The organism is Gemelliphila sp. 1F1, from assembly GCF_056897515.1.
In genome coordinates, this window is record NZ_JBXHBE010000002.1 from 198,302 (window position 1) to 224,248 (window position 25,947).

General features: G+C 28.4%; 20 protein-coding genes. 3 read left to right on the forward strand and 17 right to left on the reverse strand.

Annotated elements, in window-relative coordinates:
• Window positions 1-25 precede the first annotated feature (25 nt).
• The 7 genes from AC1XWJ_RS03180 to AC1XWJ_RS03210 all read right to left on the reverse strand — a co-directional run bounded on the left by AC1XWJ_RS03180 (window position 26) and on the right by AC1XWJ_RS03210 (window position 8,609).
• Window positions 26-271, reverse strand: a complete 246-nt coding sequence (locus tag AC1XWJ_RS03180; RefSeq protein ID WP_483334447.1) for a hypothetical protein — start codon at window positions 269-271, stop codon at window positions 26-28.
• Window positions 272-526: 255 nt separating this feature from the next.
• A complete protein-coding gene (pflA, locus tag AC1XWJ_RS03185) occupies window positions 527-1,300 on the reverse strand; it encodes a pyruvate formate-lyase-activating protein (protein WP_483334448.1) in 774 nt (257 codons plus the stop codon).
• 517 nt (window positions 1,301-1,817) lie between these two features.
• Window positions 1,818-4,064 (reverse strand): formate C-acetyltransferase, encoded by a 2,247-nt coding sequence (pflB, locus tag AC1XWJ_RS03190; protein WP_483334449.1) that lies wholly within the window; start codon window positions 4,062-4,064, stop codon window positions 1,818-1,820.
• 285 nt (window positions 4,065-4,349) lie between these two features.
• Window positions 4,350-5,210 carry a DNA-formamidopyrimidine glycosylase gene (mutM, locus tag AC1XWJ_RS03195; protein WP_483334450.1) on the reverse strand — a complete coding sequence of 287 codons (861 nt, stop codon included), beginning with the start codon at window positions 5,208-5,210 and terminating at the stop codon, window positions 4,350-4,352.
• Between the two features lie 106 nt (window positions 5,211-5,316).
• On the reverse strand, window positions 5,317-7,125 hold the full coding sequence (gene pepF / locus AC1XWJ_RS03200) for an oligoendopeptidase F (RefSeq protein ID WP_483334451.1): 1,809 nt from the start codon (window positions 7,123-7,125) through the stop codon (window positions 5,317-5,319).
• Window positions 7,126-7,195: 70 nt separating this feature from the next.
• On the reverse strand, window positions 7,196-7,750 hold the full coding sequence (locus tag AC1XWJ_RS03205; RefSeq protein WP_483334452.1) for a GNAT family N-acetyltransferase: 555 nt from the start codon (window positions 7,748-7,750) through the stop codon (window positions 7,196-7,198).
• A gap of 16 nt (window positions 7,751-7,766) precedes the next feature.
• Window positions 7,767-8,609, reverse strand: a complete 843-nt coding sequence (locus AC1XWJ_RS03210) for a sulfurtransferase (protein ID WP_483334453.1) — start codon at window positions 8,607-8,609, stop codon at window positions 7,767-7,769.
• A 200-nt stretch (window positions 8,610-8,809) separates the two neighbouring features.
• On the opposite strand from AC1XWJ_RS03210, the gene AC1XWJ_RS03215 reads away from it, so the two are divergent.
• Complete coding sequence (locus AC1XWJ_RS03215; RefSeq protein WP_483334454.1) at window positions 8,810-11,785, forward strand: pneumococcal-type histidine triad protein; 2,976 nt, start codon at window positions 8,810-8,812, stop codon at window positions 11,783-11,785.
• A gap of 95 nt (window positions 11,786-11,880) precedes the next feature.
• On the opposite strand, the gene AC1XWJ_RS03220 is transcribed toward AC1XWJ_RS03215, so the two are convergent.
• The 8 genes from AC1XWJ_RS03220 to hrcA form a co-directional block, all read right to left on the reverse strand.
• Window positions 11,881-12,405, reverse strand: a complete 525-nt coding sequence (locus AC1XWJ_RS03220) for a hypothetical protein (RefSeq protein ID WP_483334455.1) — start codon at window positions 12,403-12,405, stop codon at window positions 11,881-11,883.
• Between the two features lie 10 nt (window positions 12,406-12,415).
• The gene (locus AC1XWJ_RS03225) at window positions 12,416-15,382 is read right to left on the reverse strand and encodes a MucBP domain-containing protein (protein WP_483334456.1); all 2,967 of its coding nucleotides are present in this window, start codon (window positions 15,380-15,382) and stop codon (window positions 12,416-12,418) included.
• 115 nt (window positions 15,383-15,497) lie between these two features.
• Window positions 15,498-15,734: a hypothetical protein gene (locus tag AC1XWJ_RS03230; protein ID WP_483334457.1), complete on the reverse strand. Its 237-nt coding sequence runs from the start codon at window positions 15,732-15,734 to the stop codon at window positions 15,498-15,500.
• Window positions 15,709-16,008, reverse strand: a complete 300-nt coding sequence (locus tag AC1XWJ_RS03235; RefSeq protein ID WP_483334458.1) for a hypothetical protein — start codon at window positions 16,006-16,008, stop codon at window positions 15,709-15,711. Before AC1XWJ_RS03235 ends, AC1XWJ_RS03230 begins: the two co-directional genes overlap by 26 nt.
• A gap of 147 nt (window positions 16,009-16,155) precedes the next feature.
• Window positions 16,156-17,313 carry a molecular chaperone DnaJ gene (gene dnaJ / locus AC1XWJ_RS03240; RefSeq protein ID WP_483334459.1) on the reverse strand — a complete coding sequence of 386 codons (1,158 nt, stop codon included), beginning with the start codon at window positions 17,311-17,313 and terminating at the stop codon, window positions 16,156-16,158.
• 112 nt (window positions 17,314-17,425) lie between these two features.
• Entirely contained in the window at window positions 17,426-19,243 is a 1,818-nt protein-coding gene (dnaK, locus tag AC1XWJ_RS03245; RefSeq protein WP_483334460.1) for a molecular chaperone DnaK, read from the reverse strand.
• A 39-nt stretch (window positions 19,244-19,282) separates the two neighbouring features.
• Window positions 19,283-19,858 carry a nucleotide exchange factor GrpE gene (grpE, locus tag AC1XWJ_RS03250; RefSeq protein ID WP_483334461.1) on the reverse strand — a complete coding sequence of 192 codons (576 nt, stop codon included), beginning with the start codon at window positions 19,856-19,858 and terminating at the stop codon, window positions 19,283-19,285.
• Between the two features lie 12 nt (window positions 19,859-19,870).
• Window positions 19,871-20,878, reverse strand: coding sequence for a heat-inducible transcriptional repressor HrcA (hrcA, locus tag AC1XWJ_RS03255; protein WP_483334462.1), 1,008 nt, complete (start codon window positions 20,876-20,878; stop codon window positions 19,871-19,873).
• Between the two features lie 254 nt (window positions 20,879-21,132).
• Here hrcA and AC1XWJ_RS03260 point away from each other — a divergent pair, with 254 nt between their 5' ends.
• Window positions 21,133-21,594, forward strand: coding sequence for a DUF1307 domain-containing protein (locus tag AC1XWJ_RS03260; protein WP_483334463.1), 462 nt, complete (start codon window positions 21,133-21,135; stop codon window positions 21,592-21,594).
• A gap of 104 nt (window positions 21,595-21,698) precedes the next feature.
• On the forward strand, window positions 21,699-22,253 hold the full coding sequence (def, locus tag AC1XWJ_RS03265; protein ID WP_483334464.1) for a peptide deformylase: 555 nt from the start codon (window positions 21,699-21,701) through the stop codon (window positions 22,251-22,253).
• A gap of 47 nt (window positions 22,254-22,300) precedes the next feature.
• Here the strand turns inward: def and AC1XWJ_RS03270 are convergent, their stop codons facing one another.
• The gene (locus AC1XWJ_RS03270; protein WP_483334465.1) at window positions 22,301-24,073 is read right to left on the reverse strand and encodes an ABC transporter ATP-binding protein; all 1,773 of its coding nucleotides are present in this window, start codon (window positions 24,071-24,073) and stop codon (window positions 22,301-22,303) included.
• A 4-nt stretch (window positions 24,074-24,077) separates the two neighbouring features.
• Complete coding sequence (locus AC1XWJ_RS03275) at window positions 24,078-25,817, reverse strand: ABC transporter ATP-binding protein (protein WP_483334466.1); 1,740 nt, start codon at window positions 25,815-25,817, stop codon at window positions 24,078-24,080.
• Between the last annotated feature and the right edge of the window lie 130 nt (window positions 25,818-25,947).

Sequence of the window (25,947 nt, forward strand, 5' to 3'; positions counted from 1 at the left end):
TTTTGTTAATCGTTGTCATACTTGTTTATCTTATTGGTATTAGTTCAAACTCGATTAAGAACATTTGCATAGCAACTAAAAGTACTAATAAGACACCAGTCAAACACAAATACTCAATATGTTCTTCCCATTTGTGTTTTGTCTCATTTTGTCTTGATAATTTCTTTGCGTAAGGAATTGTCACCACCATTGCGAGAAAATATGCTAAAAGTATTATTGTCATAAAAAACATCAATACTGCTAGGGGAGTTATTATATCTATTTTTTCCATTAGCACTATCTCCTTTCTTTAAATACAAAAAAAGACAACCTTATTTTTAAGGTTGTCCTTTAAGTTCTATTTTTCCGATATACAACCTTAACAACTATTTTGTTGTCTTGTTGATATACCTTATGTTTTTCGCTTTATATTAGGTTTTCTATCAATAGTAAAATATTTTTTACTATGTACAATATATCAACGTATATATTGTACAACGGGTTTTTTCAATTATATAATAATTTTAAAATTTAGACTTAATAATTATTATAAATCGTATCTAGCACCTAAAATTTTTATTGCATTTTCTATTCTATCTTTCGTAGGAGGTTCGATATGATCTAATTCATATTTAATTCCTAGTTCTTTGTATTTATATTTAGCCATATCATGATATGGTAATACTTCAACTCTTTCTACACCTTTCAAAGTATCTATATACTCACGTAATTTTTGCAAGTAATAATCATCGTCTGTCCATTCAGGAACTAGAACGTGTCTTATCCACATTTTAGCACCATTATCACTTAAAAAATTAGTAAATTTTATAATATTTTTATTTGTACGTTTAGTTAATTTAGTATGAATTTCATCATCAATATGCTTTAAATCTACTAAAAATAAATCAGTAAGAGAAATTAATTCTAATATTTTTTTGTTCATCGAAGGAGCATCTACATAGAAACCTCCACAAGTATCTACACATGTATTAATACCTAATTTTTTCAATTCTCTAAAAAATTCCAAAACAAAATCTAATTGTAATAGCGATTCTCCGCCACTAACAGTAACGCCTCCACCTTCACTAGCTTCAAAGAAAGGTCTATAACGTACTACTTTTTTTACCAAATTCTCTACTGTATATACTGTAGCTTTAGGATTTTGTAGTTTCCAAGTATCTGGATTGTGACAATAATTACAACGTAACATACAACCTTGAAAAAACACCACAAATCTAATACCTGGACCATCTACATTTCCAAAAGATTCAATAGAGTGAACATTAGCCGTTAGATTTTTATTGCGTTCTATTTCTACCATAATAATTTAATCCTTTCTAAAATAATATATTATATTCTATTCAATATACAACTCATCTAAATTATTATAATAATAAAGTTGAATTAATTTATTATATTGTCTTTTTATTTTGTTAACATAAAATATCTTAAAAACAAATAGAATAATATACAAAATTACAAATATAGAACCATGTATTAATAAAATAACATTAACAGGTGCAATATTATAACTAATAATAGATAATACAAAAATAAAGATAAAAACAAAAGTTACAGTAAATATTGCTCTATTAAAACCAACTTATAGATTTTTAGAAGTTTTTAGTACATGATTTCTTATTTCTAACATTTCATCTAATTTATAAAAATTATTTTTTATATTATAAATTTGCTGTTTTGATAATTTAGGTGGTTTTATGTTTAATAATTACATTAAAGCAGTAACTATATTCATTAATACCTCCTATTTTTATATACTATCATAAAAAAAGGAGAGCAACAAACCCTCCTTCTCTCTTTTTAATAAATTATTTTTATTATCGGAATTGGTGCATTGTACGGCTTAATACATCACGTTGTTGTTCAGGCGTTAAGCTGATTAAACGTACTGCATATCCTGATACACGGATTGTGAAGTTTGGATATTCTTCTGGTGCTTCTATAACTTTAAGAAGAGTTTCTTTATTAAATACGTTAGTATTTAAGTGGAATCCTCCTTGTTGGAAGTATCCGTCCATCATTGCTACCAAGTTAGTAATTCTATCTTCATGGTTTTTACCTAATGAATTTGGAGTAAACGCAGCTGTTAAACTAATTCCATCACGGCTGTACTCATATGGTAATTTAGCAACTGAGTTCAAGCAAGCTAATGCTCCACTTTGGTCACGTCCGTTCATTGGATTTGCTCCTGGTGAGAATGGCTCTCCAGCACGACGTCCATCAGGAGTATTACCAGTTTTCTTACCGTAAACTACGTTTGAAGTAATCGTTAAGATTGATGTAGTAGTTTCGTTCGCACGGTATACTGGGTGTTTTTTCAGTTTTGTCATAAATTCTTTTAGTAATTCAATTGCGATATCATCTACACGATCATCATCATTACCAAATGTTGGGAATTCTCCTTCAACTTTATAATCTACTGCTAATCCTGTTTCTTCATCCACTATTGGCGTTACTTTAGCATATTTAATTGCTGATAAACTGTCTACTGCTACTGAGAATCCTGCAATACCTGTAGCCATAAATCTTCTTACATCTGTATCATGTAAAGCCATTTCTAAACTTTCGTAAGAGTATTTATCATGCATATAGTGAATTACGTTCAATGTATTAATGTAAAGTTTACATAACCATTCCATAAATACATCAAATTTTTCCATAACTTCTTCGTATTTTAATTCTCCACGTAAAGGTTCAGTTACAGGACCTACTTGAGCTCCACTGATTTCATCACGTCCACCATTGATAGTGTATAGTAATGCTTTAGCTAAGTTAGCTCGAGCTCCAAAGAATTGCATATCTTTACCAGTTGTCATACCAGATACACAACATGCGATTGATTTATCACAAGTTTGTAAGAAGTCTGCTAATAATTCATCACTTTCATATTGAATAGCTGAGTGATTAATTGAAGACTCTGCACAGTACTCTTTGAATCCTTTTGGCAATTTAGAAGACCAAAGGATAGTTAAGTTTGGTTCTGGAGAGTTACCCATATTATCTAAAGTATGGATAAAACGGAAGTCTGTTTTTGTTACTAATGATTTCTCTGCATCTAACATTTCTCCAACTATTAATGTTGCCCAAATTGGATCTCCAGAGAATAATTGGTTATAGTCAGGAGTACGAGCGAATTTAACCATTCTTAATTTAAGAACTAAGTTATCTATTAATTCTTGTGCTTCTACTTCTGTTAATGATCCATCTTGTAAATCTCTTTCAATATAAATATCTAAGAAAGTAGCTATATTACCGATACTCATAGCCGCACCATTTTGTTGTTTGATTGCTGCTAAGTATCCAAAGTATAACCATTGTACAGCTTCACGAGCATTTGTCGCAGGTCCAGAAATATCAAATCCATAGATTTGAGCCATTTCTTTTAATTCACCTAAAGCTCTAATTTGCTCATTTACTTCTTCACGATCACGGATTACATGTTCAGTCATAACTCCGTCTGCACCGATTTTTTCTAAATCAGCTTTTTTGAATTCTATTAATTTATCAACTCCATAAAGAGCAACACGACGATAGTCACCTATGATACGTCCACGTCCATAAGCATCTGGAAGTCCAGTAATAACACCTGATCTACGAACAGCTCTCATTTCTGGAGTATAAGCATCGAATACTCCTTGGTTATGAGTTTTACGGTAGTCTGTAAAGATTTTTACTACTTCTTCGTCTACTTCATAACCATAAGCTTTACAGCTTTGAACAGCCATATTGATACCACCAAATGTCATAAGAGCACGTTTTAGAGGTTTATCTGTTTGAAGACCTACAATTTTTTCGCGATCTTTATCTAAATATCCTACTCCATGTGATAGAATTGTTGATGGAATAGATGTATCCATATCTAAAGTTCCACCTGCTTGACGTTCTTGACGCATTAAGTCATTAAATTTTTCAACTAAAACTTTTGTATCTTCTGTTGGTCCTACTAAGAAAGAAGAATCCCCACGATATTCTGTGTAGTTTGATTTAATGAAATCTACTAGGTTAACTTCTTTTTCCCATAATCCACCAACAAATGCTTTTTTTGTTTCTACTTTTGTTGACATAATTTGACACTCCTTGTAATTTATTTTATTGTACAAACTTAGTGTACAACATTTACAATACTATTTCAACAATGTTGCACAAGTATATGTGAACAATTTGTGTCAAAATAATATAGAACAATAACTACTGATCAACTGTATTATTTAGTTTCAATAGCTATTTATATACATTTTTAATATGAAAACAAAGTGTAAAAGTAATGAAATTAATATGAAAATGTTTTATATAAACTTTATTTTGATATACTCGTGAAAACCTCATCTGTTATAATAACTGTTGTATTTTTACTGATTTTCTTGACAAACAGGACAAAAATATGTTGATCTTGTTTTTATAGTTATATTCTCTGTTTCATGTCCTAAAGGGCACTCTTTCTTTCCATATATTTGTAAATAATTCTGCATATTACCTTCTCCTCCATCAGAGTGTACATAATCAGAAATTGTTGATCCTCCTTGTTCAATACTGAACTCAAGTATATTTACAAGAGTAGTAAATATACTTTTCTTTTCTTCCAAGGTTAAACTTTCAGCCAATCTCTCTGGATGAATTTTCTCTCTGTAAAGAACTTCACACGCATAAATATTACCACAACCACAAAAAACATTACCTTCTAGAAGGAGTGCTTTTATTTTTTGGGATTTATATTTTTTTTCTTCCAATTTGTGCAGAAAATAATCTAAACTATCTTTTTCAAATGGTTCTGGGGCTAAATTTTTGAATGGTTTGAAATCAGAAATATTATCTAAATATCTTAATTCTCCAAAACGACGTATATCACTAAACACCAACTTTTCTCCTGTGGATAAATCAAAAATTATGTGACGGTGCTTGTAATAATTTTTATTGGTAATTTCTCGAATATCATTAACTACGAAATATGCCCCTGTCATTCCAAAATGAGTTATTAAATAACCTGCATTTAGTATGAAATAAATATATTTACCACGTCTTTGTAAATCTAAAATTTCTTTACCAACAAGATTATCTCTAAAATAAGATAAATCATCTTTAACTAAAGCACGTTTCTCTTGTTTATGTGCATCCACAATTACATCTGAATATGTTATATCTATTATTTTTTTATTTACAACATTAGGTTTTAATCCTATTTTTATATTTTCTACTTCTGGTAATTCTGGCATAATTCCTCCTGTAATATAAAATCATAAAAATAACAGCTTAAAGATAGCATTAATATTAGTAACTTAATTAATCATAATACTATCAGTAAGCCGTCTATAAAATAAATTATTTATCAAAGTATAATTTTTCGAATTGATCTATCTTTTCTTCAAATAGTTTAATAGCTCTTTCGATAGGTTCAGAAATCGACATATCTACTCCTGCATTTTTTAAAACTTCTATTGGATAGTTAGAATTACCTTTCGATAAAAATTCTTCTATATAAGTTTTTGCATTATTACTATCTTCTAATATTAAACTTGATAATGCTTGTGCTGCAGAGAATCCTGTTGCATATTGATAAACATAGTAATTATAGTAGAAATGAGGAACTCTAGACCACTCAGTAGCAATTTCATCATCATAAACAAACGAATCACCATGATATTTTTTTACTAATTCAAAATATTTTTCATTTAGATATTCTGCAGTTAATACTCCACCCTCTTGAACAGTTTTATTAATTAAATGTTCAAATTCTGCAAACATTACTTGACGATACAATGTAGATACATAACCTAAAAGTTCTTGATTTAAAACTTCTAGCATTAACTGTTTATTACCTTCTTTTTCGAACTTTTTGTATAGGTAATCTGACAACAATGCTTCATTACAAGTAGATGCTACTTCTGCTACAAATATAGAATAACTTCCATAAGTTTGTGGTTGATTTTTCCTTGTATAGAAAGAATGCATAGAATGTCCTAATTCGTGAATCAATGTATAAACATAATTCAATGTATCATCATAATTTAATAATATATAAGGTTTTGTTGCATATCCTCCAGAAGAATATGCTCCTGAACGTTTTCCTTTGTTAGGTCTTATATCAATCCAACGCTCTGTGAATGCTTTTTCCATATCTTTTACATAATCTTCTCCTAGTGGTTCTACCGCTTCTAACACTAGATTTTTAGCTTTTTCAAATGTAAATTTAGTAGGCTCTGAATTTACCATTGATACAGAACGATCATACAACCTAAAGTCTTCTGTTCCCAAAACTCTCTTTTGTAATTTATAGTATTTGTGCAATACATCTAAATTATCGTTTATAGTTTTAACTAAATTATCATAAACTTCTTCTGGAATGTGATTATTAAACAATGCTTTATGACGAGTTGAGTTATATTTGTGCGTATCTGCATAATACTTGTTAGCTTTCAAGTTTCCTGATAATGTTGAAGCTAATGTATTTATATGTGATCTGTAATATTTGTATAATGTCTTAAATGTATTTTTTCTAAGTACTCTATCATTACTTTCCATATATTGTCCGTAAGTACCGTGATTTAAAGGTAATTTATTACCGTCTTTGTCTTCAACTTCTCCAAAATTTACATCAACATTGTTTAATGCAGAGAACGTATCACTACTTGCTGATAGAGCATTTCCTGCCATCGAAATAATTCTTTCTAATTCCTTATCTAAAGTATATGGACGAACTTTATTAGTTTTTTCAATTTCAAATTTATAAACTTCTAACTCTTTTAGTTCGTCTAAATATTTATTTAATTTTTCTTCTTCTACTGCTAACAATTCCGGCGTCAAAAATGACCATTCAGTCGAAATTCTAACATACAAATCATAAGCTTTTGAATACATTTCTTTATAAGTAGTTTCTGTAGTATCCTGATCATTTTTAAGATGTGCATAAACATATAATGTTTCTAATCTTAAAAAATTTGCTTCAAAATATTTCATTACATCTAGTAAATCCTGTGCACTATTTGCTAATTTATTTTGATAATTTTTAATATTTACTATGTCTTCTTCTGCTTTCTTATATTCTGCCCAAAAATCTTCATCTGTAGAAAATATTTGAGTAAGATCCCAAGTTTCCTCTAGTTTTATATCTTTTCTTAGTAATTCTGCCATATAAATTGTACTCCTATCATTTTTTTATAATTATATCAAATGTTTTCTATATTTACTATAATAAAATTATTTATCTTAATATCATATGATCATAATTTTCATGACCTATCCATATTTCTCCGTCTTTTTCAAAACCAAAGCTTTCGTATAATTTTTTTGCACGTATATTACTTTGTGCAACATTTAAACTTTTTAATGGAAAGGATTTTTCACAAAATTGTTGTAAAAGTTTTGTCCCAACTCCTAGTCCTCTTGACTCTTCAAATGTATATAGTGTGTCCAAATATAATTCTTCTGGTAATGCTTCATTGTAATCAAAAATTATTGAATCATTGTTTAAATTATACTTTTTTACTATATGATTAAACCAATAATCTCTAGCAATATTAACATCGTCATAGTGATAACTAAAAGAAAATCCTAATATTTTCCCCTCTTTCGTTACTACATCACAATACCTATAACTAAAACGATCTTCATCCGAAGTAAAGCACTCTTTCAAAATATTGTAAAATTTTTCTCGTCCTGTTTCTTTTAAAATATCAAGTTCTAATGATGAAATAAACTCATATATACCATCTAACACTCGTATATCTTCTTTTGTTGCTTGTCTACTTTGTAACATAAAAATTCCTCCTTAACTACAATTCTACTTCTCCTACATTTGCATATCTTGCAAATGAAGGTTCATAGTTTCTAACTTTATACCCTAATTCTGTCAAAATTACCGCTACATAAGATGCTCTAACACCTGTAGTACAGTAGGTTATTATTAATTTACTTTTATCTATACCTAGACTATTCAAATAAGAAACTATTTCATCTTTAGTTTTTAAGAATCCACGTTCATCTACTAATGTGTTAAAAGGTAAAGATATAGCACCGACTATATGTCCTGCTTTATTTTCTCCATAAATAACTCTACCATTATATTCTTCTTTTAATCTAGTATCTAATATTTGTACGTTATTACTATTAACCAAAGTTAATAATTCGTCTGTAAATATAGCTTTGGTATTTTCTTTAGCTTCTTCTCGTACTATATTCTCTACATTAAGTCTATCTTTTTCTTTATTATATGTTTTATTAAATCCTAGTTTTTCGATTTCATCATATCCGCCATCAATTAATTTTACATTTTTTAATCCTGCGAATTCAAATGTATAAATTATACGTCCTTCATCACCAAATCCAGCTTCTGGCATAGTAAATCCATAAGCTAAAACTTCTGTATCATCATTTATATTCAGCTTTTTAAATATTTCCTTGTAATTATTTATTGACAGAAGTTTTCCTAAATCTTCTCCACCAAATTCGCCTAATAAACTTATATCTGTCCAATCAACTACAATGGCTTTATCATACATTAAAGAGTTTTCTTCAAGCATATTTCCTCTAGCATCAATAACTATAACATTATCTTTATATCTAGATTCTCTAAGATAGTCTATTCCTACAACTCTTTTACTTTCAAAATTTGTCATAACCCTTTACCTCGTAACAATATTAATTATGTTTATTATACTATTAAAAAAAATAAAATTCCATATTATTAAAATTGTTTAACTAAAATATAATTGTTACAATAAAAATTAAATTTTATAAATAGTATTGATTACTATTTACAAAATAAAATTGGCATGTTATAATCTAAATCGTAATAATTTCATTTTAAGGAGTAAATATGAATAATAACAAAAAAATAATAATTGGAACGACTGGGATTATTACTGTATGTCTACTTACTTTTGGAATATATAAAGTGAGCAGCAATGAACATGATATTCCCGAAAAACAAAATGTCGAAAATATAGATAACAATAATTTATCAACTAAAAAAATCCACTATAAAGATAAAACAAGTAATATTGTTGTCGCAGAGATAACAGATGATGGGTACGTTACAATACATGACGATCACACCCACTTTGAAAAAGGAATTGTTCCTTACAATGCTAAAATTCTAGATACATTAGTTATGAAAGATCCGAACTATATATTAAATCAAGTTGATGTTCAATATGAACTAGAACAAGGATATGTAATAAAAGTAAACAATAAATTTTATTACTTTCCAAAAGATAATATAAAACAAACTAATATAGTAACTAGAGAAGAAGCTAAAAATATTACAAAAAACAACTATACCGACAATATAAAAACAATAAATAAGTCTAACGGTATTGCTGGTATTGATTATCCAACTAGTGATGGATTCTTATTCTCTAATGAGGGACAAATAATTGGACGTAATTCATCTGGACTAATATTACTACATAATGGGCATACACACTTTATCCCTTATAATCAACTAATAGGAACAAAATGGGCATACTTAATCCCTAACAATCCAAGTAATTCTAAACTTAACTATAATTCTAATCATCTAACTAATAATATTAATAATGACGGTTATACATTCAACCCTAATGATATTGTAGGTGAAACTGAAGATGGCTACATAGTTAAGCATGGAGATCATTTCCACTTTATTCCTAAAAAAGATGTTAATAAAAATAAACCTGATATAGCAAAACCAGAAGTTCCAAACAAAACAGAAAACAATATTAACAACAATGAATATGATAAATCAAAAGAAAATAAACTAAAATTTGCAGGGATAGACTTCCCTACTGATGATGGATTTATCTTTGATGGTAAAAATATAACATCATATACTGATTCTGGTGTAATCGTTAGTCATAGTTCCCATAATCACTTCATTCCATACTATCAACTTGTAAATTCTATGTGGGAAAATTTAATACCAAATAAATATTTAGAGAAAGCAAAAAATGAATACAATCAAAAGCTAAATGATAATAATGAAGACAACATAGAAAAAAATAACAGTGAAGATATTAAATTAAAAAAAGAAATAGAAACTAAACGTAACTACTTGGCAAAACAATTAGATTTAGATATAAATTCTATAAAACTAGTAGAAACAAGCGAGGGATTGGCGTTTGTTTATCCTCACGGTGATCATAGTCATTCAATTCTTCTAAAAAATATAGATATAAATAAACCAATAGAAGACCCTCATCATAGTCATAACAATAATGGTACCGAAACATTAACAAAATTAGGTTTTGATGCAGAAACTATTAATGACATTGTTCATGCAAATGCAGAGACTGATTTTCCTAAAGATGAACAAGATACAGAAAAAATGAAAGAATGGCTAAAAACTGTTAGATATATTAATATCGGTCAAAAAGAAAATCCTTTGAAAAGAAAGGGATTAGAATTAATGCCAAATATTGAAGTATTAGGAGTAGGATTTACACAAATTGATGACGTAACTCCACTATATCAATTCAAAAAATTAAAACATTTATGGTTAACAAAAACTGGAATTAAAGATTATTCATTTTTAAAAAACATACTTACACTAGAAGGAATAGATATCTCACAAAACGGAATTTCTGACATTTCATTTTTAGCAGAATATCCTAACTTAAAATCCGTAGCCATAGCTGGAAGCAATCTTACAGATATATCTGTTCTATCAAAACTAAAAAATTTAGAATCATTAAATCTTGATTACAATAACATAAAAGATTTATCGCCATTAAAAAATTTAGAAAATCTGAAAGCTGTTAGCTTGGAGCATAATAATATAACAGATCTTAAGCCTCTAAATAATAAGAGAGAATTGACAAGATTGTTTTTATCAAATAATCCAAAAATAAATATGTCAACTTTAAATGCGCCAAACCTAGAAGAACTGTCTGCAACAGATAGCAATATAAATAGTTTGAACTTTCTAACTAAGCTACCTAAATTAAAATCACTAGACGTGAAAAATAATAACATAAGTAACTTGGGAGATAATACTAATAACTCATTAAATTCACTAAACATAGAAAATAATAAATTGACCAACTTAGAAGGAATTGAAAATTTTGATAATCTAGAAATATTAAATGCATCAAATAATACAATTAATAACATTAATATAAAAAACAATCAAAATTCATTAACAACACTTAACGTAGAAAACAATTTATTACACTCTTTAGAAGGTATTAATAATTTCACAAAATTAAACACACTAAATGCAAATAACAATTTCTTAACTACACTAAACATCAGTAAACCTAACAAAACTATTGAAAGCTTATATGTTAGTAACAACAATATACCTAGTAGTGAACTAGAAATTATCAATAGTATTCCTATCGGAATATCAAAAAACTTCAACAAAGCTAATAGCGGAACTATAGACAATAATACCTCATTAATAGAAAATATAAAAACAGATATTAATAAGATAAAAGAAAAATTAAATAGCAATAATATTGATAATGATGAGAAACAAAAATTAATAACACAAATAAATAACATAGAAAATAATTTAGAAACAACTAAAAGTATTGATGAATTGATAAATATAAAATTAAAGTTAAACAATATTTTAGAAGAATTCAATAATGTATCTTCCGAGAAAAACAAAGAAGTAAATAGAAACGAAACTATAACAGAAGATCAAAATACAGAAGTTGTTACTAATATCAATGATAATAATACAACAGACAACGATAATTTTGAGAAAAATGAAGATACATCTAAAAACAATGAACATAACATTTCAGATACTAATAACACAATATTAGAAAATAAAAATAATTATACAGAAGAAACTCAAAACCAATAATAGAAATAGAACATTTGAAGTAAATAAAATAGGGAAAATAAAAATACCGTAAACAATATAAAACTTTGTTTATGGTATTTTTATTTTCAATATACTTATTTAAACTCATCTTGATATACTAAATTAAATATCCATTGGAGATTTATTAATGGCTCATCTTGTTTGTCAATTACAGGTTGTACTAATGATTTTATCTCTGAAACTATTTTATTTTTATCTATAGAATTGATATCTATTTTTTTATATTTCGCATCTATTACATATAATAATTCAAAACGTCTATTAAAATTATAAGAAACACCGTTTTCATTGTTATAAACATATTCCGTTTCATATGAGTATATATTATTGAATCTTCTATTTCCATTACCATTTAAATCAATAATAGCACTTGTTCCATCTATATCATATTTTATTCCTTCTATATCTGGATTGTCTACCCACCATAAATTGTCTACTAACATTATTAATTCTGGTTCTTGGCCTTCTCCTCTTGGCATATTTTTCGCATAATATACTGCATTTGATTTTAAATTTATTTTTACGCATCCTACTAATAACATCACTAGTAATATTAATAGTAGTGCTAACATTACTGTTCTTAATATTATTTTTTTCATTCTTTTCCCTCTAGTTTCTTCCAAATAGTTTTTTTATTAACCTTCCTGCTGGGGCAACTATATTTTTAGCTACAAAATTCCCTACTGGTTTGGCTACTTTTGTAATTACCGTTTTGGCAATGGGGCGTACAAAATTATTAATAGATTTTACTACAAAATTACTTACTACTTTGACTGCTGGCTTAATAACTTTATTGTAAACTGGTTTTATAATTTTAGTATGAATCGGTTTTACTACTTTGTTATAAATAACACTCGCTATTTTTTGCACTGGTTTTACTATTACTTTATTTACAATTTTTAATGTAGGTTTTACTATATGTTTTGTTATAGGTTGTATAACTGTCTTATTAATTGTTTTAACTACTGGTTTTATTACATTTTTATAAGTAGCTGTTACTGCTTTTTTTACTCCTTTTAATATACTAACACCTACTTTTTTCGCAGTTATAACGCCTGCTGTTACCTTACTAGTGAAACTTGTTATTTTATTGCTCACAAAGTTTTTGGTATGTTTAAACACTTCTTTAAATCCAGGTATAACATACTTTAAGATTTTTTTAAATTTTCTTAACGCTGTTAAAGATATTAGCCCTAATCCTGCTAAACTGAGTATAGCTCCGTAGTTAATAAGAATATAGTTATCAATTGGTAAATATTTTATACCTTTTAATTCTAAAACTTCATTGTAATACTCTTGTCTTTTTGTTTCAAGACTTTCTATACTATAATATTTTTCAATTCTTTCTTCTAGCGACAAATCTTTAAAATCAGGATGATATTTTAAAATATAAGCATCTTTGTTAGTTCTAGCATCTTTTTCATCTATATGAGTTAATAAATCACCTGTCATTGAATTATTTAGAAATAAGACGTCTTTAGGGCTTACTCCTAATAAATTAAGCGGAGATAAGCCACCAATAAATTTTATAGATTCTTTCCACCAAACGCTTTTCTCTGATGTAGCTAGTGGCGCTGCTAAATGTGGGAAATCTATAATAAATCTTAAATCGTAATGTGAATTATCAATTAATTTTCTTAAATCATCATCCAAATTTTCAGGTCTTTCCCCGAAATCATTAGTCTTTTTTTGTAGAGAATCATTGTGATATACACTGTAGGCAATAGCATTCGTAATATCGTGATTTATCTTATCTTGATTATTACCGTGTTTTTCTCTAGATTTTTTGGCTACTTCTTTAATATAATTTAAGAAAATCTCTTTTTCTTCTTTTGTCATTCCAGTATTTATTAAAAATGGATCTACTTTTTCGTTATTTTTTTCTACATATGCAGTTTTCTGTTCTAACTCTGCTGGTATATAAGTATTTTGTATAATTGTAGAATTATTATTAATATTATTGAAATTTGTAGGTCTAGGAATTTGAATCGGTTGAGTTGGTCTTATATAGTTACTATAGTTTACTGGTAGTTCTATATTACCTATAACTTTGTTATTAGTATTTTCTTTAGCAATGTTTTCTTTACTTACTTTATTATCTACTAAATCTTCTTTTTTCTCAATAGGTTTTACAATCTTCTTATAAACAAATGTATGCTCTATATCCTTATTGACTACTGTTTTCAATTGATTTGGCGAAGTAAATTCTGCTATATTGTCTGCATTATATAGTAGGGAATACCCTTTTTCTGCTAGAAAAACTTTATCTTTTGCCAAAGCTTTTCCTGATTCATCAGTGAATTTCAAAGTAACAGTATATACTGGTCTATATACGAATTGTAATTTTGGATAGTTAAGATTTGATTCATCTTTTTTAATATCTACTAATTTGTACTTTGGTATAGCTACAGATTGGAACAAGTACTTTTCGTCATGAAATCCTGTAAATTCTTCATTAGGTTTTATAGTTATTCCAGATTCATCTACATAACTAACTGTAATATGATTTTGTAACCTTGTAAATAGATTAGCTTGTAAACTACTACCGAATATATCATATCTTACAGCTATAGGATAGTAATATGAATCATTAACTCTCTCAGGTGCTGGCGAATAAAATATATAATCAAAACTAGATAAAAATCCTGCACCTAAATAGCCACCTTTGGGTAAGTCTACAGAGCCATTTAATCCAACTACCCCAGGAGTAGCATCATAAATAATATTATCTTTCTTTACTAAATTTGATTCTTTAGGAATAATTTCTGTAATATTAGCTAAATCTGTCTGTACTCCTTGAGCTGCGTCAATATCTGTTGAAATAAAGCTTAATACTACTGGCATTTCTTCCATTGTACCGTGTTTTACTATCTTGTAATTAATACCTAAGTTACTTGCGTTATTATATAAGACGGCAATAGAATTTCCAGTTGCTCCTGGAATAAATTGTTCTCCTGCAAAACCTAATCCTTTTATACGATTATTATTAGCGTAACCAGAATTGTTAGCCCATTCTTCTTTATCTGAATCAATTACTGTCCAAATTAAATCTAAATCTTCGTTAGATTTAGTTTTTCCTACAAAATTAATTCTTCCAGAATCTCCTTTATTATTTCTATATGCTTTAACTTCTATACTAGGTGTATTTTGAACACCAAATGTAGTAGCATCGTTAAGTATTCCTAATTCTTGTCCTTGGATTAGCTCAACATATGTTCTATCTGACCAGTGTAACCCTTCTTTAGTCAAGAAATGCCTGTTTGTTAAGTTATCTCCTATTAATGAAATAGAAATATTATTATAAAAGTCAATTCCCGTTTTTGTATTATCCACTTCTCCATTAATAACATAGTGGGTAATTTGTGGAATATTAGATGTGCTTGTATTATTAGATTTTGAAGGTGTTCCAATGGTTAGTGAATCATTACCAATAGTTACACTTTCATTCTGATAGTTTTTGTTCGAATTTGATGTATTTTTATCTACTACATTAGTTAGGGTTGTTTCTGCCAAAACAATATTTCCTGGTAATAAAAACATCATCATTAAACTTAATATAATTTTTATTTTTCTCATTTTTCCTCCTTTCGAACTCAATGATTATATCATAATATTTATTATTATAGAAAACTTATGCATTTATAAAATAAAATCTATGTAAGTATTTTTACTTACATAGATTTGTATACTTCTATTTAAACTCATCTTGATATACTAAATTAAATATCCATTGGAGATTTATTAGTGGCTTATCTTGTTTGTCAATTACAGGTTGTACTAGTGATTTTATCTCCGAAACTATTTTATTTTTATCTACAGAGTTAATATTTACTTCTTCATCTTTATCATTCAACATAAATAATAATTCAAATCTTCTATTAAATTTATAAAAATTATATTCTTCATCTGAATATATATATATTTTCATAGGAATTACTAAGGTATCTCCTACCATTAGGAGTTTTAACCGTCCTAACTCCATCTAAATTGTATTGTATTCCTTCTATATCTGGATTATCCACCCACCATAAATTGTCTATTAACATTATTAATTCTGGTTCTTGTCCTTCTCCTCTTGGCATATTTTTCGCATAATATACTGCATTTGATTTTAAATTTATTTTTACGCACCCTACTAATAACATCACTAGTAATATTACTAGTAGTGCTAACATTACTGTTCTTAATATTATTTTTTTCATTCTTTTCCCTCTATTTCTATTGTATAGCTCAATATATACGAACTTATTGATTATACCACGATAACTACCTCCACTAAATATTTATGCTCTAATAACAAAAATGAGAGAAATAAAAACCTTATTTCTCTCAAATTAAAATACTAATTTCTACAAATCATCTAATATATCTTTTGCCTTGCGTTTAGCTTTTTCGAAGAAGCCCGTTTCCTCTGTATATTTTTCATCACGTAATTTAGCTAATTTTTCATATAATTCTCTTTCCTCACGTGATAAATCTTTCGGTATTTTTATAGATGCTACTATATAATGATTACCTTGACCATATCCCATTACACTTTTTACACCTTTTCCTGAAAGTTTAAATCTTCTACCATGTTGCGTACCTGCTGGAACATTTAATTCAATTTCACCTGTTAAAGTTCGCACATCAATTTTAGCTCCTAAGGCTGCTTGTGCAGGAGAAAGTTCTAATTCAGTATAGATGTCATCACCTTCTCTATGGAAATAACTATCTTCTGCAACTAAAACTTCTACAAATAAATCTCCTGCTGGGCCTCCGTTAATTCCATGACCACCTTTTCCTTGTAGCCTTACACGTTGTCCAGACTTTATACCTGCCGGTATTTCTATTTCATACTCTACTTCTTTGTTGTTATATCCTTTTCCAAAACAGTGAGAACATTTATCTTTAATTATTTTTCCTCGTCCTTGACAAGTTGAACATGTTCTTTGTGATTGTACTTGTCCAAACACTGTACTTTGAACTACTGTTTCTACACCACTTCCATGACAAGTTGTACAAGTTTCTACACTTGAAGAATTTTTCGCTCCACTTCCATGACAATGATCACATTCTACATCTTTTCTAATTTTTATATTCTTAGTAGCTCCAAAAACAGAATCATTAAAGCTTATATTTATTCTATGAAGCAAATCTTCTCCTTGTCTAGGAGCATTAGGATTAGCTCTACGAGATCCTCCACCGAAGAAACTAGAGAAAATATCTCCTAAATCATCAAAGTCTGCTCCGCTAAATCCTCCACCGAAGCCACCAAAGCCTCCGCTTCCGCCAAAACCACCTTGTTCAAAAGCAGAATGACCGAATTGATCATATTGAGCTTTCTTGTTATCATCGCTAAGAACTTCATAAGCTTCTGTTATTTCTTTAAACTTTTCATTAGCATCTGGCTCTTTATTGATATCTGGATGGTATTGTTTAGATAATTTTCTGTATGCTTTTTTTATTTCTTGAGCTGAAGCTCCTTTACTTAGACCTAGCACCTCATAATAATCTCTTTTTGCCATTATTTCACCTCAAATTACATTTATATTAACAAAACCACTAAGTTCTAAACTCCTTAAAGTATTTAGAATTTAGTGGATTTTGTATTTTTAATCTAAAATAGTTTATTCAAAATTATTTTTTCTCTGTGAAATCTGCATCAATAGTATCATCATCACTAGATGTCTGTTCTGCATTTTGTGATGCTTGAGCTTGAGCTGCACTAGCTTGTTCATAAAGTTTCATAGTCATTTCATGAACAGCTTTTTCTAATTCTTCTTTAGCTGACTTAATATCATCTAAAGCATTATTTTTGATAGCTTCTTTTAATTTGTCATTTTTTTCTTTTATAGCATCTAGTAAACTTTGATCAACTTTATCTTTTCCATCTTCTAATGCTTTATCTGCTTGGAATGATAATTGATCAGCTTCATTTCTGATGTCTACTTCTTCTTTACGTTTTGCATCTGCTTCTGCATTAGCTTCTGCTTCTTTTACCATTCTATCAATATCTTCTTCTGTTAATGAGCTACTTGATTCAATAGTAATTTTTTGTTCTTTTTGTGTTCCTAAATCTTTTGCTGTAACATTTACAATACCATTTTTATCTATATCAAATGTTACTTCTATTTGTGGTTCTCCACGTCGTGCTGCTGGTATATCTGTTAATTGGAAACGACCTAATGTTTTGTTATCGTTAGCCATCGGTCTTTCACCTTGAAGTACGTGAATATCTACTGCTGGTTGATTATCAACTGCTGTTGAGAACACTTGTGATTTTGAAGTAGGTATAGTTGTATTTCTTGGGATTAGCACAGTCATAACTGATCCCATAGTTTCGATACCTAATGATAATGGCGTAACATCTAGTAGGACTACATCTTTAACATCTCCAGAAATTACTCCACCTTGAATAGCTGCTCCCATAGCTACTACTTCATCTGGGTTAACTCCTTTATGAGGTTCTTTACCCATTTCTTTTTTGATAGCTTCTTGAACTGCTGGAATACGAGTTGATCCCCCTACCAATATTACTTGGTCAATATCACTTGGACTTAATTCTGCATCTTTTAATGCTTGACGTGTAGGAACTAATGTTCTCTCTACTAAATTATGAGTTAATTCATCAAATTTAGCACGAGTTAACGTATTTTCTAAGTGGACTGGTCCATTAGCTCCAGCAGAAATGAATGGTAATGATATTTGTGTAGAAGTTACTCCTGATAAGTCTTTTTTAGCTTTTTCTGCAGCATCTTTTAGACGTTGCATAGCCATTTTATCTTGAGATAAATCTATTCCTTGTTCTTTCTTAAATTCTGATACTAGGTAATCAATAATAGCTTGGTCAAAATCATCTCCTCCTAGTAAGTTATCTCCAGAAGTAGACAATACTTCAAATACTCCGTCCCCTAATTCTAAGATAGAAACGTCGAATGTTCCTCCACCTAAGTCAAATACTAGAACTTTTTGATCTACGTCTGTTTTTTCTAATCCATAAGCTAATGCTGCTGCTGTAGGCTCGTTTATTATTCTTTCTACTTCTAATCCTGCTATTTTTCCAGCATCTTTTGTTGCTTGACGTTGAGAATCGTTAAAGTAAGCAGGAACTGTAATTACTGCTTTTGTAACTTTCTCTCCAAGATAACTTTCTGCTGTTGCTTTCAAATTTTGTAAAATCATAGCAGAAATTTCTTGTGGAGAGTATTCTTTTCCATTAACAGATTCTTTATAATCTGTCCCCATATGACGTTTAATAGATATTACCGTATTTGGATTTGTAATAGCTTGACGTTTAGCTACTTCCCCTACTTGAATTTCATCACCTTTAAATGCTACTACCGATGGAGTTGTTCTATTTCCTTCTGGATTTGGTATTACTTTTGCTTCTCCACCTTCTAATACTGATACACATGAATTTGTTGTTCCTAAATCTATTCCTATAATTTTTGACATTATTTTTTTCCTCCGTTGTTAAGTTATATTTTCAATATTTTAGTTGTTTACTTTTACCATTGCGGGTCTAATTACCCTATCTTTAAGTGTATATCCTTTTTGGAATGTTTCCAATACTATACCACTTTCTTTGTCCTCATCAGAATCTTGCATAACTGCCTGATGATAATTAGGATCAAATTGCTCTCCAGTAGGTGTTACTACTTCAACTCCTTCGTTTTTTAGAGCATTTTGAATTCCTTCATATACCATTGTTACACCTTTTAGCAATGCTTCTGTAGCCTCAGTTTCTTCTGTTGCTTCTAAAGCTCTTTCTAAATTATCTAGACTAGGTAATATACTTGATATTACACTTTGACTCTTGTACTTATTGTTAGTTTCTATTTCTTGATTTTTACGCTTCTTAAAATTTTCAAATTCAGCATAAAGTCTAAGATATTTGTCTTCTGCTTCTTTTACTTCTTCTTCTAATTTCAAAACTTTTGCTTCTAAAATTTGCTCTACTGTTTGTTCTTCTATAATTTCTTCATTAGAATCTTCAACGTCAACTACATTATCTTCTTGATTTTCTAATTCTTCTTTTACTTCTTCTTGGTTATTATTCTCAGCGGTCATTTTTACCTCCTGCTATTTTAAATTGCTGTTTAAGTTATCTTTTACACAAGTTATTAATGCCATAACTTTCTTGTAATTCATTCTTTTCGGTCCAAATACAGCAATAACTCCTTCACCTTTATCAGTGCTATATTTACTCGATACTAATGAAAGTTCTTTTATACTACCAAACGAAAGTTCATTACCTATTTTTATAGAAGTTTCATCATCACTAGAATGCTCATCAATTAAATTGATAATATTTTCATCTTCCAAAAGGGTAACTATTTCTTTTAATTTATCTAAATCATTTATATCTGTTTGCTTTAGCAAATTGTACTTTCCACCCAATGCTATAGTTTTCTTAATTTTATTTTGAAGTAATCTGTTTAATGCTACTACAATAACATCATAGTTATTAACTTTTTCCTTTAAGTATCTTTCTAACTCTCCGTGAATAAGTATATGTGCAGTGGCCATATCAACATCATAAAAATATGTTGCCAAAATCTTATTAACCTCCGCCACATCGTCTTCCGAAAAATCAGAATCCAACTTATAATTTTGTTGATAAACTTCTCCGGTTGTAGTTATTAATAGTACCAAAATACTTCTACTACTTAATAAAATTACTTCAATTTTATTAATTCTATTATCCGTTTTTGTAGGTGCTAATATTACCGCTGTACAATCCGTTAAATCGGACAATACTATAGCATTTTTTTCCAAAAAATTCCCTTCAGAATTGTAACTATCATCAGATATACTTTGTAACTTCCTATTATCATCACTAGTTAATTTATAATCAGATTTTATATAATCTATATAGTAACGATATCCCTTTTCTGAAGGTACTCTACCAGAAGAAGTATGTGTCTTCATAATAAGTCCTTCTTTTTCTAATTTACTCATATCATTTCTAATAGTTGCAGAACTAAAGTTAATATTTTTAGAAATAACTTTTGAACCTACTGGCTGATTAGTATCAATAAAATTTTCTACTATAGTTTGAAGGATAAGTATTTGCCTATCTAATAGCATATAATCACCTTCTTACATTTATAAATTAGCACTTGAATTGGTAGAGTGCTAATTCATATTTAATATATTATCATTTAGGTCAAAAAAAGTCAACACTTTTTTGAAATTTTTTTGACTTTTTTTGACTTTTATTTTTTTAGACTTCTAAATATCTTTAAAATAACTATTTTTAAAGCTAATTTACATTGATTTTATCTTTCTATAATGTTATAATTAATATGTTAATCATTTTAAAAAGGAAGGTTTCAAAAATTATGAATAAAATATTTAAGGCTTTATCATTATTTTTAGTATCTATATTAATATTAGCAGGTTGTTCTAAACCAGAAGAAAGCAAAACATACGTTGCTAATCCTAATCAAGCAACTACTGTTGAAATTGCCCTTTATTACAAAGATGACGAAGTTACAAAACAAACTGCTCATACTGTAATACAGTTAGATTCATTTACAGACGAACAAAAAGAACTTATGAAAACTGAAATGGAACAAATTTCTACTACTTATCAAGGTATAGAAGGAGTAACACAAAAATTTGAATATAAAGATAATAGTATTGTAGAAGATGTTGAGGTTGATTATACTAAGGTTGACCTTAAGACTCTAAGAGCTAAAAAGCTAGTTGGCTCAGATTTCTCTGGAGATGCTAACGCTACAAAAGTTAGCTTTAAGCAAACTTCGGAAATGTTACTAAAAAGCGGATTTAAAGAAAAATAGATATTTAAGGTAAAAACAACAAATTATATTTTTGTTGTTTTTATTTTATTGAACTATTTGAAACTATGTATTACAATAAAGTAAAAAGATTAAGGAGAATAAATTTGATAACAAAAAAAAATATAATAATTGATCCACATAACACACTTAGAAAAAGAGCTGAAGAAGTAGTATCACCTATTTCAGAAGATGATAAAAAAATATTAAAACAGCTTCTAGAGTATGTAATAGCATCTCAAGATGATGAACTTTGTGAAAAGTACGATTTAAAGCCTGGAATTGGTCTAGCCGCACCGCAAATAAATGTATCAAAACGTATGATTGCCGTTCATATTCTAGACGGCGAAAATCCAGAAAACACAGTATCATACGCATTATACAATCCTAAAATTATCTCGCATTCAGCAAAAAAATGTTACTTAGAAAGCGGAGAAGGATGTCTATCTGTAGATAAAGAAATAAAAGGATATGTTCCTAGATATGCAAAAATAAAAGTTGTAGGATTTAATGAGAACGATGAAAAAATAACACTCAACTTAACTGATTTGCCTGCTATCTGTTTCCAACACGAAATAGATCATCTAAACGGAATATTATTCTACGATCATATCAACAAAGAAAATCCTTTTGATGTTCCAGAAGACTACGAAAAACTATAAATAGTAAAAAATAGTACTTGTGAAATTTTCACAAGTACTATTTTTATTTACATCATTCCTGTCTGTAATTTATACATTTTATAATATAAACCTTTTTTCTCTAATAACTCTTCGTGAGTTCCACTTTCTACTATTTCTCCTTTATTAAGAACATATATACAATTAGCATCTTGTATCGTAGATAACCTATGAGCTATCGCTATAGTTGTTCTTCCTCTTCTCATCTTTCTAAGAGAATTTTGAATTATCTCTTCAGTTTCTGAATCTATATTAGCTGTTGCTTCATCCAAAATTAATATTTTCGGCTTATGTGCTATAGTTCTCGCAAAAGCTATGAGCTGACGTTGTCCCGATGAGAAAGTAGATCCTCTCTCTGTAACTTTATGTTTATATGAATTTTCTAATTGAGTGATAAAATTATCAGCATCTACAAACTTAGCCGCTTCTTCAACATCTTCTGATGATATATCACTAGAAAAAAGTTTTATGTTATCTTCTATGTTACCGTGATATAGAAATGGATCTTGTAATACTAATCCAATGTTTTTAAATAATTCTTTCCTACTATAATCTTTTATATTAGTACCATCTATTAATATCTCTCCTCTATTAAATTCATAAAATCTCATAAATAGGTTTATAATAGAAGATTTCCCAGATCCTGTGTGTCCAACAAAAGCTATAGTTTCTCCTTTATTAACTTTAAAGCTAATATTTTTCAAAACATCTATTTCTCCGTTATAGCTAAACGAAACATTTTTAAACTCTATATTGCCTTCTTCTATATATACATCTTTATTTAATTGATGTGGTTCATATTCCTCCTCATCAATAAGTTTAAATACTCTTTCTGCCGATACTACTGACGTTTGTAACGTTGAAAAACTTTGAGTTAAATCTATCATCGGGTTAAAAAATCTATTTATATATTGAATTAGTGCATACATAGTTCCTGCTGTAAGCCCCAAAACTTCTCCACGCAAACCAAAATACATAAGTAACATTATATAAGCTATCATTTTTAATAATGCTAAAGCCGGTCTTAAAAGCAAACTATCTACACGTAAATATTTAATATATAATTTATAATAATCATTATTAGTTTTTTCAAATTCGTCAATTACTCTGTTTTCTTGTCTAAAAGATTGAATAATAGTCATACCATCTATACTTTCAGCTAACTTAGAATTAATAGAACTTAATTTACTTCTCATATCTCCAACTACCTTAACAGAAAGTTTTCTATAATAATACATACATACAAAAATTATAGGAAGTAACGATAGCGTTAAGAATCCTACTGTAATATCCAGAGTAAAAATAGAATATAAACTAACTACAATCAAAAATGTTCCAGAAATAAAATTACTAAATACTAAGCTAAACATATTACTTATACTTTCTGTGTCATTAGTAAGCCTTGATACAATACCTCCAGAAGATGTATTATCGAAATATTTCATTCCCAATTTTTGAACATTTCTAAATGATTCATTTCGTAAGTCTTTTATAATACCAAAAGATAATTTTTCAAAACTCATTCCACCTACATAATAAAATATGGCTTCTAGTAGGAAAAGAGAATAGTAAATTATTATTGTGAAAATCACAATATTACGATTAAAATTGCTATTTCCTATATAGTTATCTATAAACTCTTTTGCCACTTGTGGTATTACTGCTCTAACTACCGTATTAAGAAATAAAAATATTAAAGCTATAATAAGTAACACTTTATATTTGTTAGTGTATGTAATTAATCTTTTGAATATCCTCCATTGTTCTTTAGCTGTCGGTGTATTGTTATTCTTTTCTTTCATATCATTAATCACCACCTAAACTACTTTCTATTTGTTGTTTATTATAAGTGTCTGCATACCAACCTGCATTTTCTATTAACTCACTATGTGTACCACTCTCTATTATAGTACCATTTTGCATAACTATAATTAAATCAGCATGAACTACCGCACTTAATCTATGAGCGGTTATAATAGTTGTCTTGTTCTTTCTTATCTCTTGTAAATTATGTAAGATAATATCCTCTGTTTTGGCATCTACAGCACTCAAAGAATCATCTAAAATTAATATATCTGATTCGGTAATCAAAGCTCTACTTATTGCTATCCTTTGTTTTTGACCTCCAGAAAGAGAAACACCTCTCTCTCCTACTATAGTATCAAAACCTTTAGGCATTTCTACAATATCATCATAAACACAACTAAGTTTAGCTACTTTTGATATTTGTTCATCTGTACTATTAGGTTTTGCAAATGCTATATTATCTCTTATAGTAGCAGAAAACAATATTTGATCTTGTGGGACATATCCTATCAAACTTCGTAAATCTTTAAGTAAATAATCTTTTATATTGTTATTATTTATAGATATTTCTCCATTTTCAACATCACGTTCTCTTAGTAATAATTTTAAAAGTGTAGTTTTCCCTGATCCTGTCTGCCCAACGATACCTAAAGTTTTTCCTTTTTCTATTTCAAAATTTATGTCTTTCAAAGTAATATTATTATCATAAGAAAATGATTTTACATTGTAAACAATCTTTCCATTATTAATACTAGTTATAGGATTTTGGGCTTCTACTATATCAGATTTTTCTGATAAAATACTTTCTATACGCCCGTATGATGCATTCCCTCGTTGAATAACATTAAATAAATATCCCATAGCCAACAGTGGCCAAACAAGCATATCTAAATATGTAATAAATGTTACTAAGCCTCCCACTGTAATATCTCCAGAGTAAACTAAATAACCCCCAAACACAAGAGATATAACATAACACATTCCTATAAAAATTATTATTGCAGGGTCAAATAACAAATCATATTTCATAGTCTTTATATTTTTTTCATAAGAAATATCATTTGTTTGCTTAAATTTACTATACTCTTCTTCTCCATAATCAAAAGATTTAGTAACCTTTATTCCTGAAATACTTTCTTGAACATTATTATTTAATTCAGAAAATGCTGCTTGAGAGTCCTTGAAACTATTATGTAATTTTTTACCCAATCTATTAGTACAAAAAACCATAAAAGGTAATGGTACTAATACCGCCAATGTTAATTGCCAAGAAATTGTAAAAAACATAGTAATTAATGTAACTAAGGCCGTTATTGTAGCATCAACTGCGGACATTACTCCTGCTCCAGCAGTTTGACCTACAGCATTTATATCGTTAGTAGCATGAGCCATTAAATCACCAGTACGATATTTTTGATAAAAAGAAGGAGACATTTTTGTAAAATGTTCAAACAAATTATAACGTAAAATTCTTTGCAATCTATTTGCAGCACCAAATAAACTAGTTCTCCAAATATATCTCAAAACATACATAGCTAAAGCTGCAATTAACAAAATAAATACATTAACAAATAAATCTCTTTGAGTTAGAGTTTTCTCTGTAACACTATCTATGACCATCCCTATAATTTTAGGAGGTATTAAATTTAAAATACTGATGATTATCAAAGATAATATTGCTATTATATATGCTTTCTTTTCTTTCTTCAAAAACCAACTTAATTTCTTTATTAAATACATACTAAACTCCTTTCTTAAAATATATTAAATAGATTATAACACAATTAATATTAATTGTTAAAATAATTATAATAATATATTTTTACTTTATATACTACATTAGTTTTTTTATAATTTACTACATATTTAC

Bases quoted from the DNA above. Each gene is read 5' to 3' on its own strand.
- AC1XWJ_RS03225 (WP_483334456.1), bottom strand. From the start codon at position 15,382: ATGAGAAAAATAAAAATTATATTAAGTTTAATGATGATGTTTTTATTA.
- AC1XWJ_RS03180 (WP_483334447.1), bottom strand. From the start codon at position 271: ATGGAAAAAATAGATATAATAACTCCCCTAGCAGTATTGATGTTTTTT.
- AC1XWJ_RS03210 (WP_483334453.1), bottom strand. From the start codon at position 8,609: ATGACAAATTTTGAAAGTAAAAGAGTTGTAGGAATAGACTATCTTAGA.
- AC1XWJ_RS03275 (WP_483334466.1), bottom strand. From the start codon at position 25,817: ATGTATTTAATAAAGAAATTAAGTTGGTTTTTGAAGAAAGAAAAGAAA.
- AC1XWJ_RS03260 (WP_483334463.1), top strand. From the start codon at position 21,133: ATGAATAAAATATTTAAGGCTTTATCATTATTTTTAGTATCTATATTA.
- pflA (WP_483334448.1), bottom strand. From the start codon at position 1,300: ATGGTAGAAATAGAACGCAATAAAAATCTAACGGCTAATGTTCACTCT.
- AC1XWJ_RS03230 (WP_483334457.1), bottom strand. From the start codon at position 15,734: ATGAAAATATATATATATTCAGATGAAGAATATAATTTTTATAAATTT.
- pepF (WP_483334451.1), bottom strand. From the start codon at position 7,125: ATGGCAGAATTACTAAGAAAAGATATAAAACTAGAGGAAACTTGGGAT.
- AC1XWJ_RS03215 (WP_483334454.1), top strand. From the start codon at position 8,810: ATGAATAATAACAAAAAAATAATAATTGGAACGACTGGGATTATTACT.
- dnaJ (WP_483334459.1), bottom strand. From the start codon at position 17,313: ATGGCAAAAAGAGATTATTATGAGGTGCTAGGTCTAAGTAAAGGAGCT.
- mutM (WP_483334450.1), bottom strand. From the start codon at position 5,210: ATGCCAGAATTACCAGAAGTAGAAAATATAAAAATAGGATTAAAACCT.
- AC1XWJ_RS03220 (WP_483334455.1), bottom strand. From the start codon at position 12,405: ATGAAAAAAATAATATTAAGAACAGTAATGTTAGCACTACTATTAATA.
- AC1XWJ_RS03235 (WP_483334458.1), bottom strand. From the start codon at position 16,008: ATGAAAAAAATAATATTAAGAACAGTAATGTTAGCACTACTAGTAATA.
- AC1XWJ_RS03270 (WP_483334465.1), bottom strand. From the start codon at position 24,073: ATGAAAGAAAAGAATAACAATACACCGACAGCTAAAGAACAATGGAGG.
- AC1XWJ_RS03205 (WP_483334452.1), bottom strand. From the start codon at position 7,750: ATGTTACAAAGTAGACAAGCAACAAAAGAAGATATACGAGTGTTAGAT.
- hrcA (WP_483334462.1), bottom strand. From the start codon at position 20,878: ATGCTATTAGATAGGCAAATACTTATCCTTCAAACTATAGTAGAAAAT.
- pflB (WP_483334449.1), bottom strand. From the start codon at position 4,064: ATGTCAACAAAAGTAGAAACAAAAAAAGCATTTGTTGGTGGATTATGG.
- dnaK (WP_483334460.1), bottom strand. From the start codon at position 19,243: ATGTCAAAAATTATAGGAATAGATTTAGGAACAACAAATTCATGTGTA.
- grpE (WP_483334461.1), bottom strand. From the start codon at position 19,858: ATGACCGCTGAGAATAATAACCAAGAAGAAGTAAAAGAAGAATTAGAA.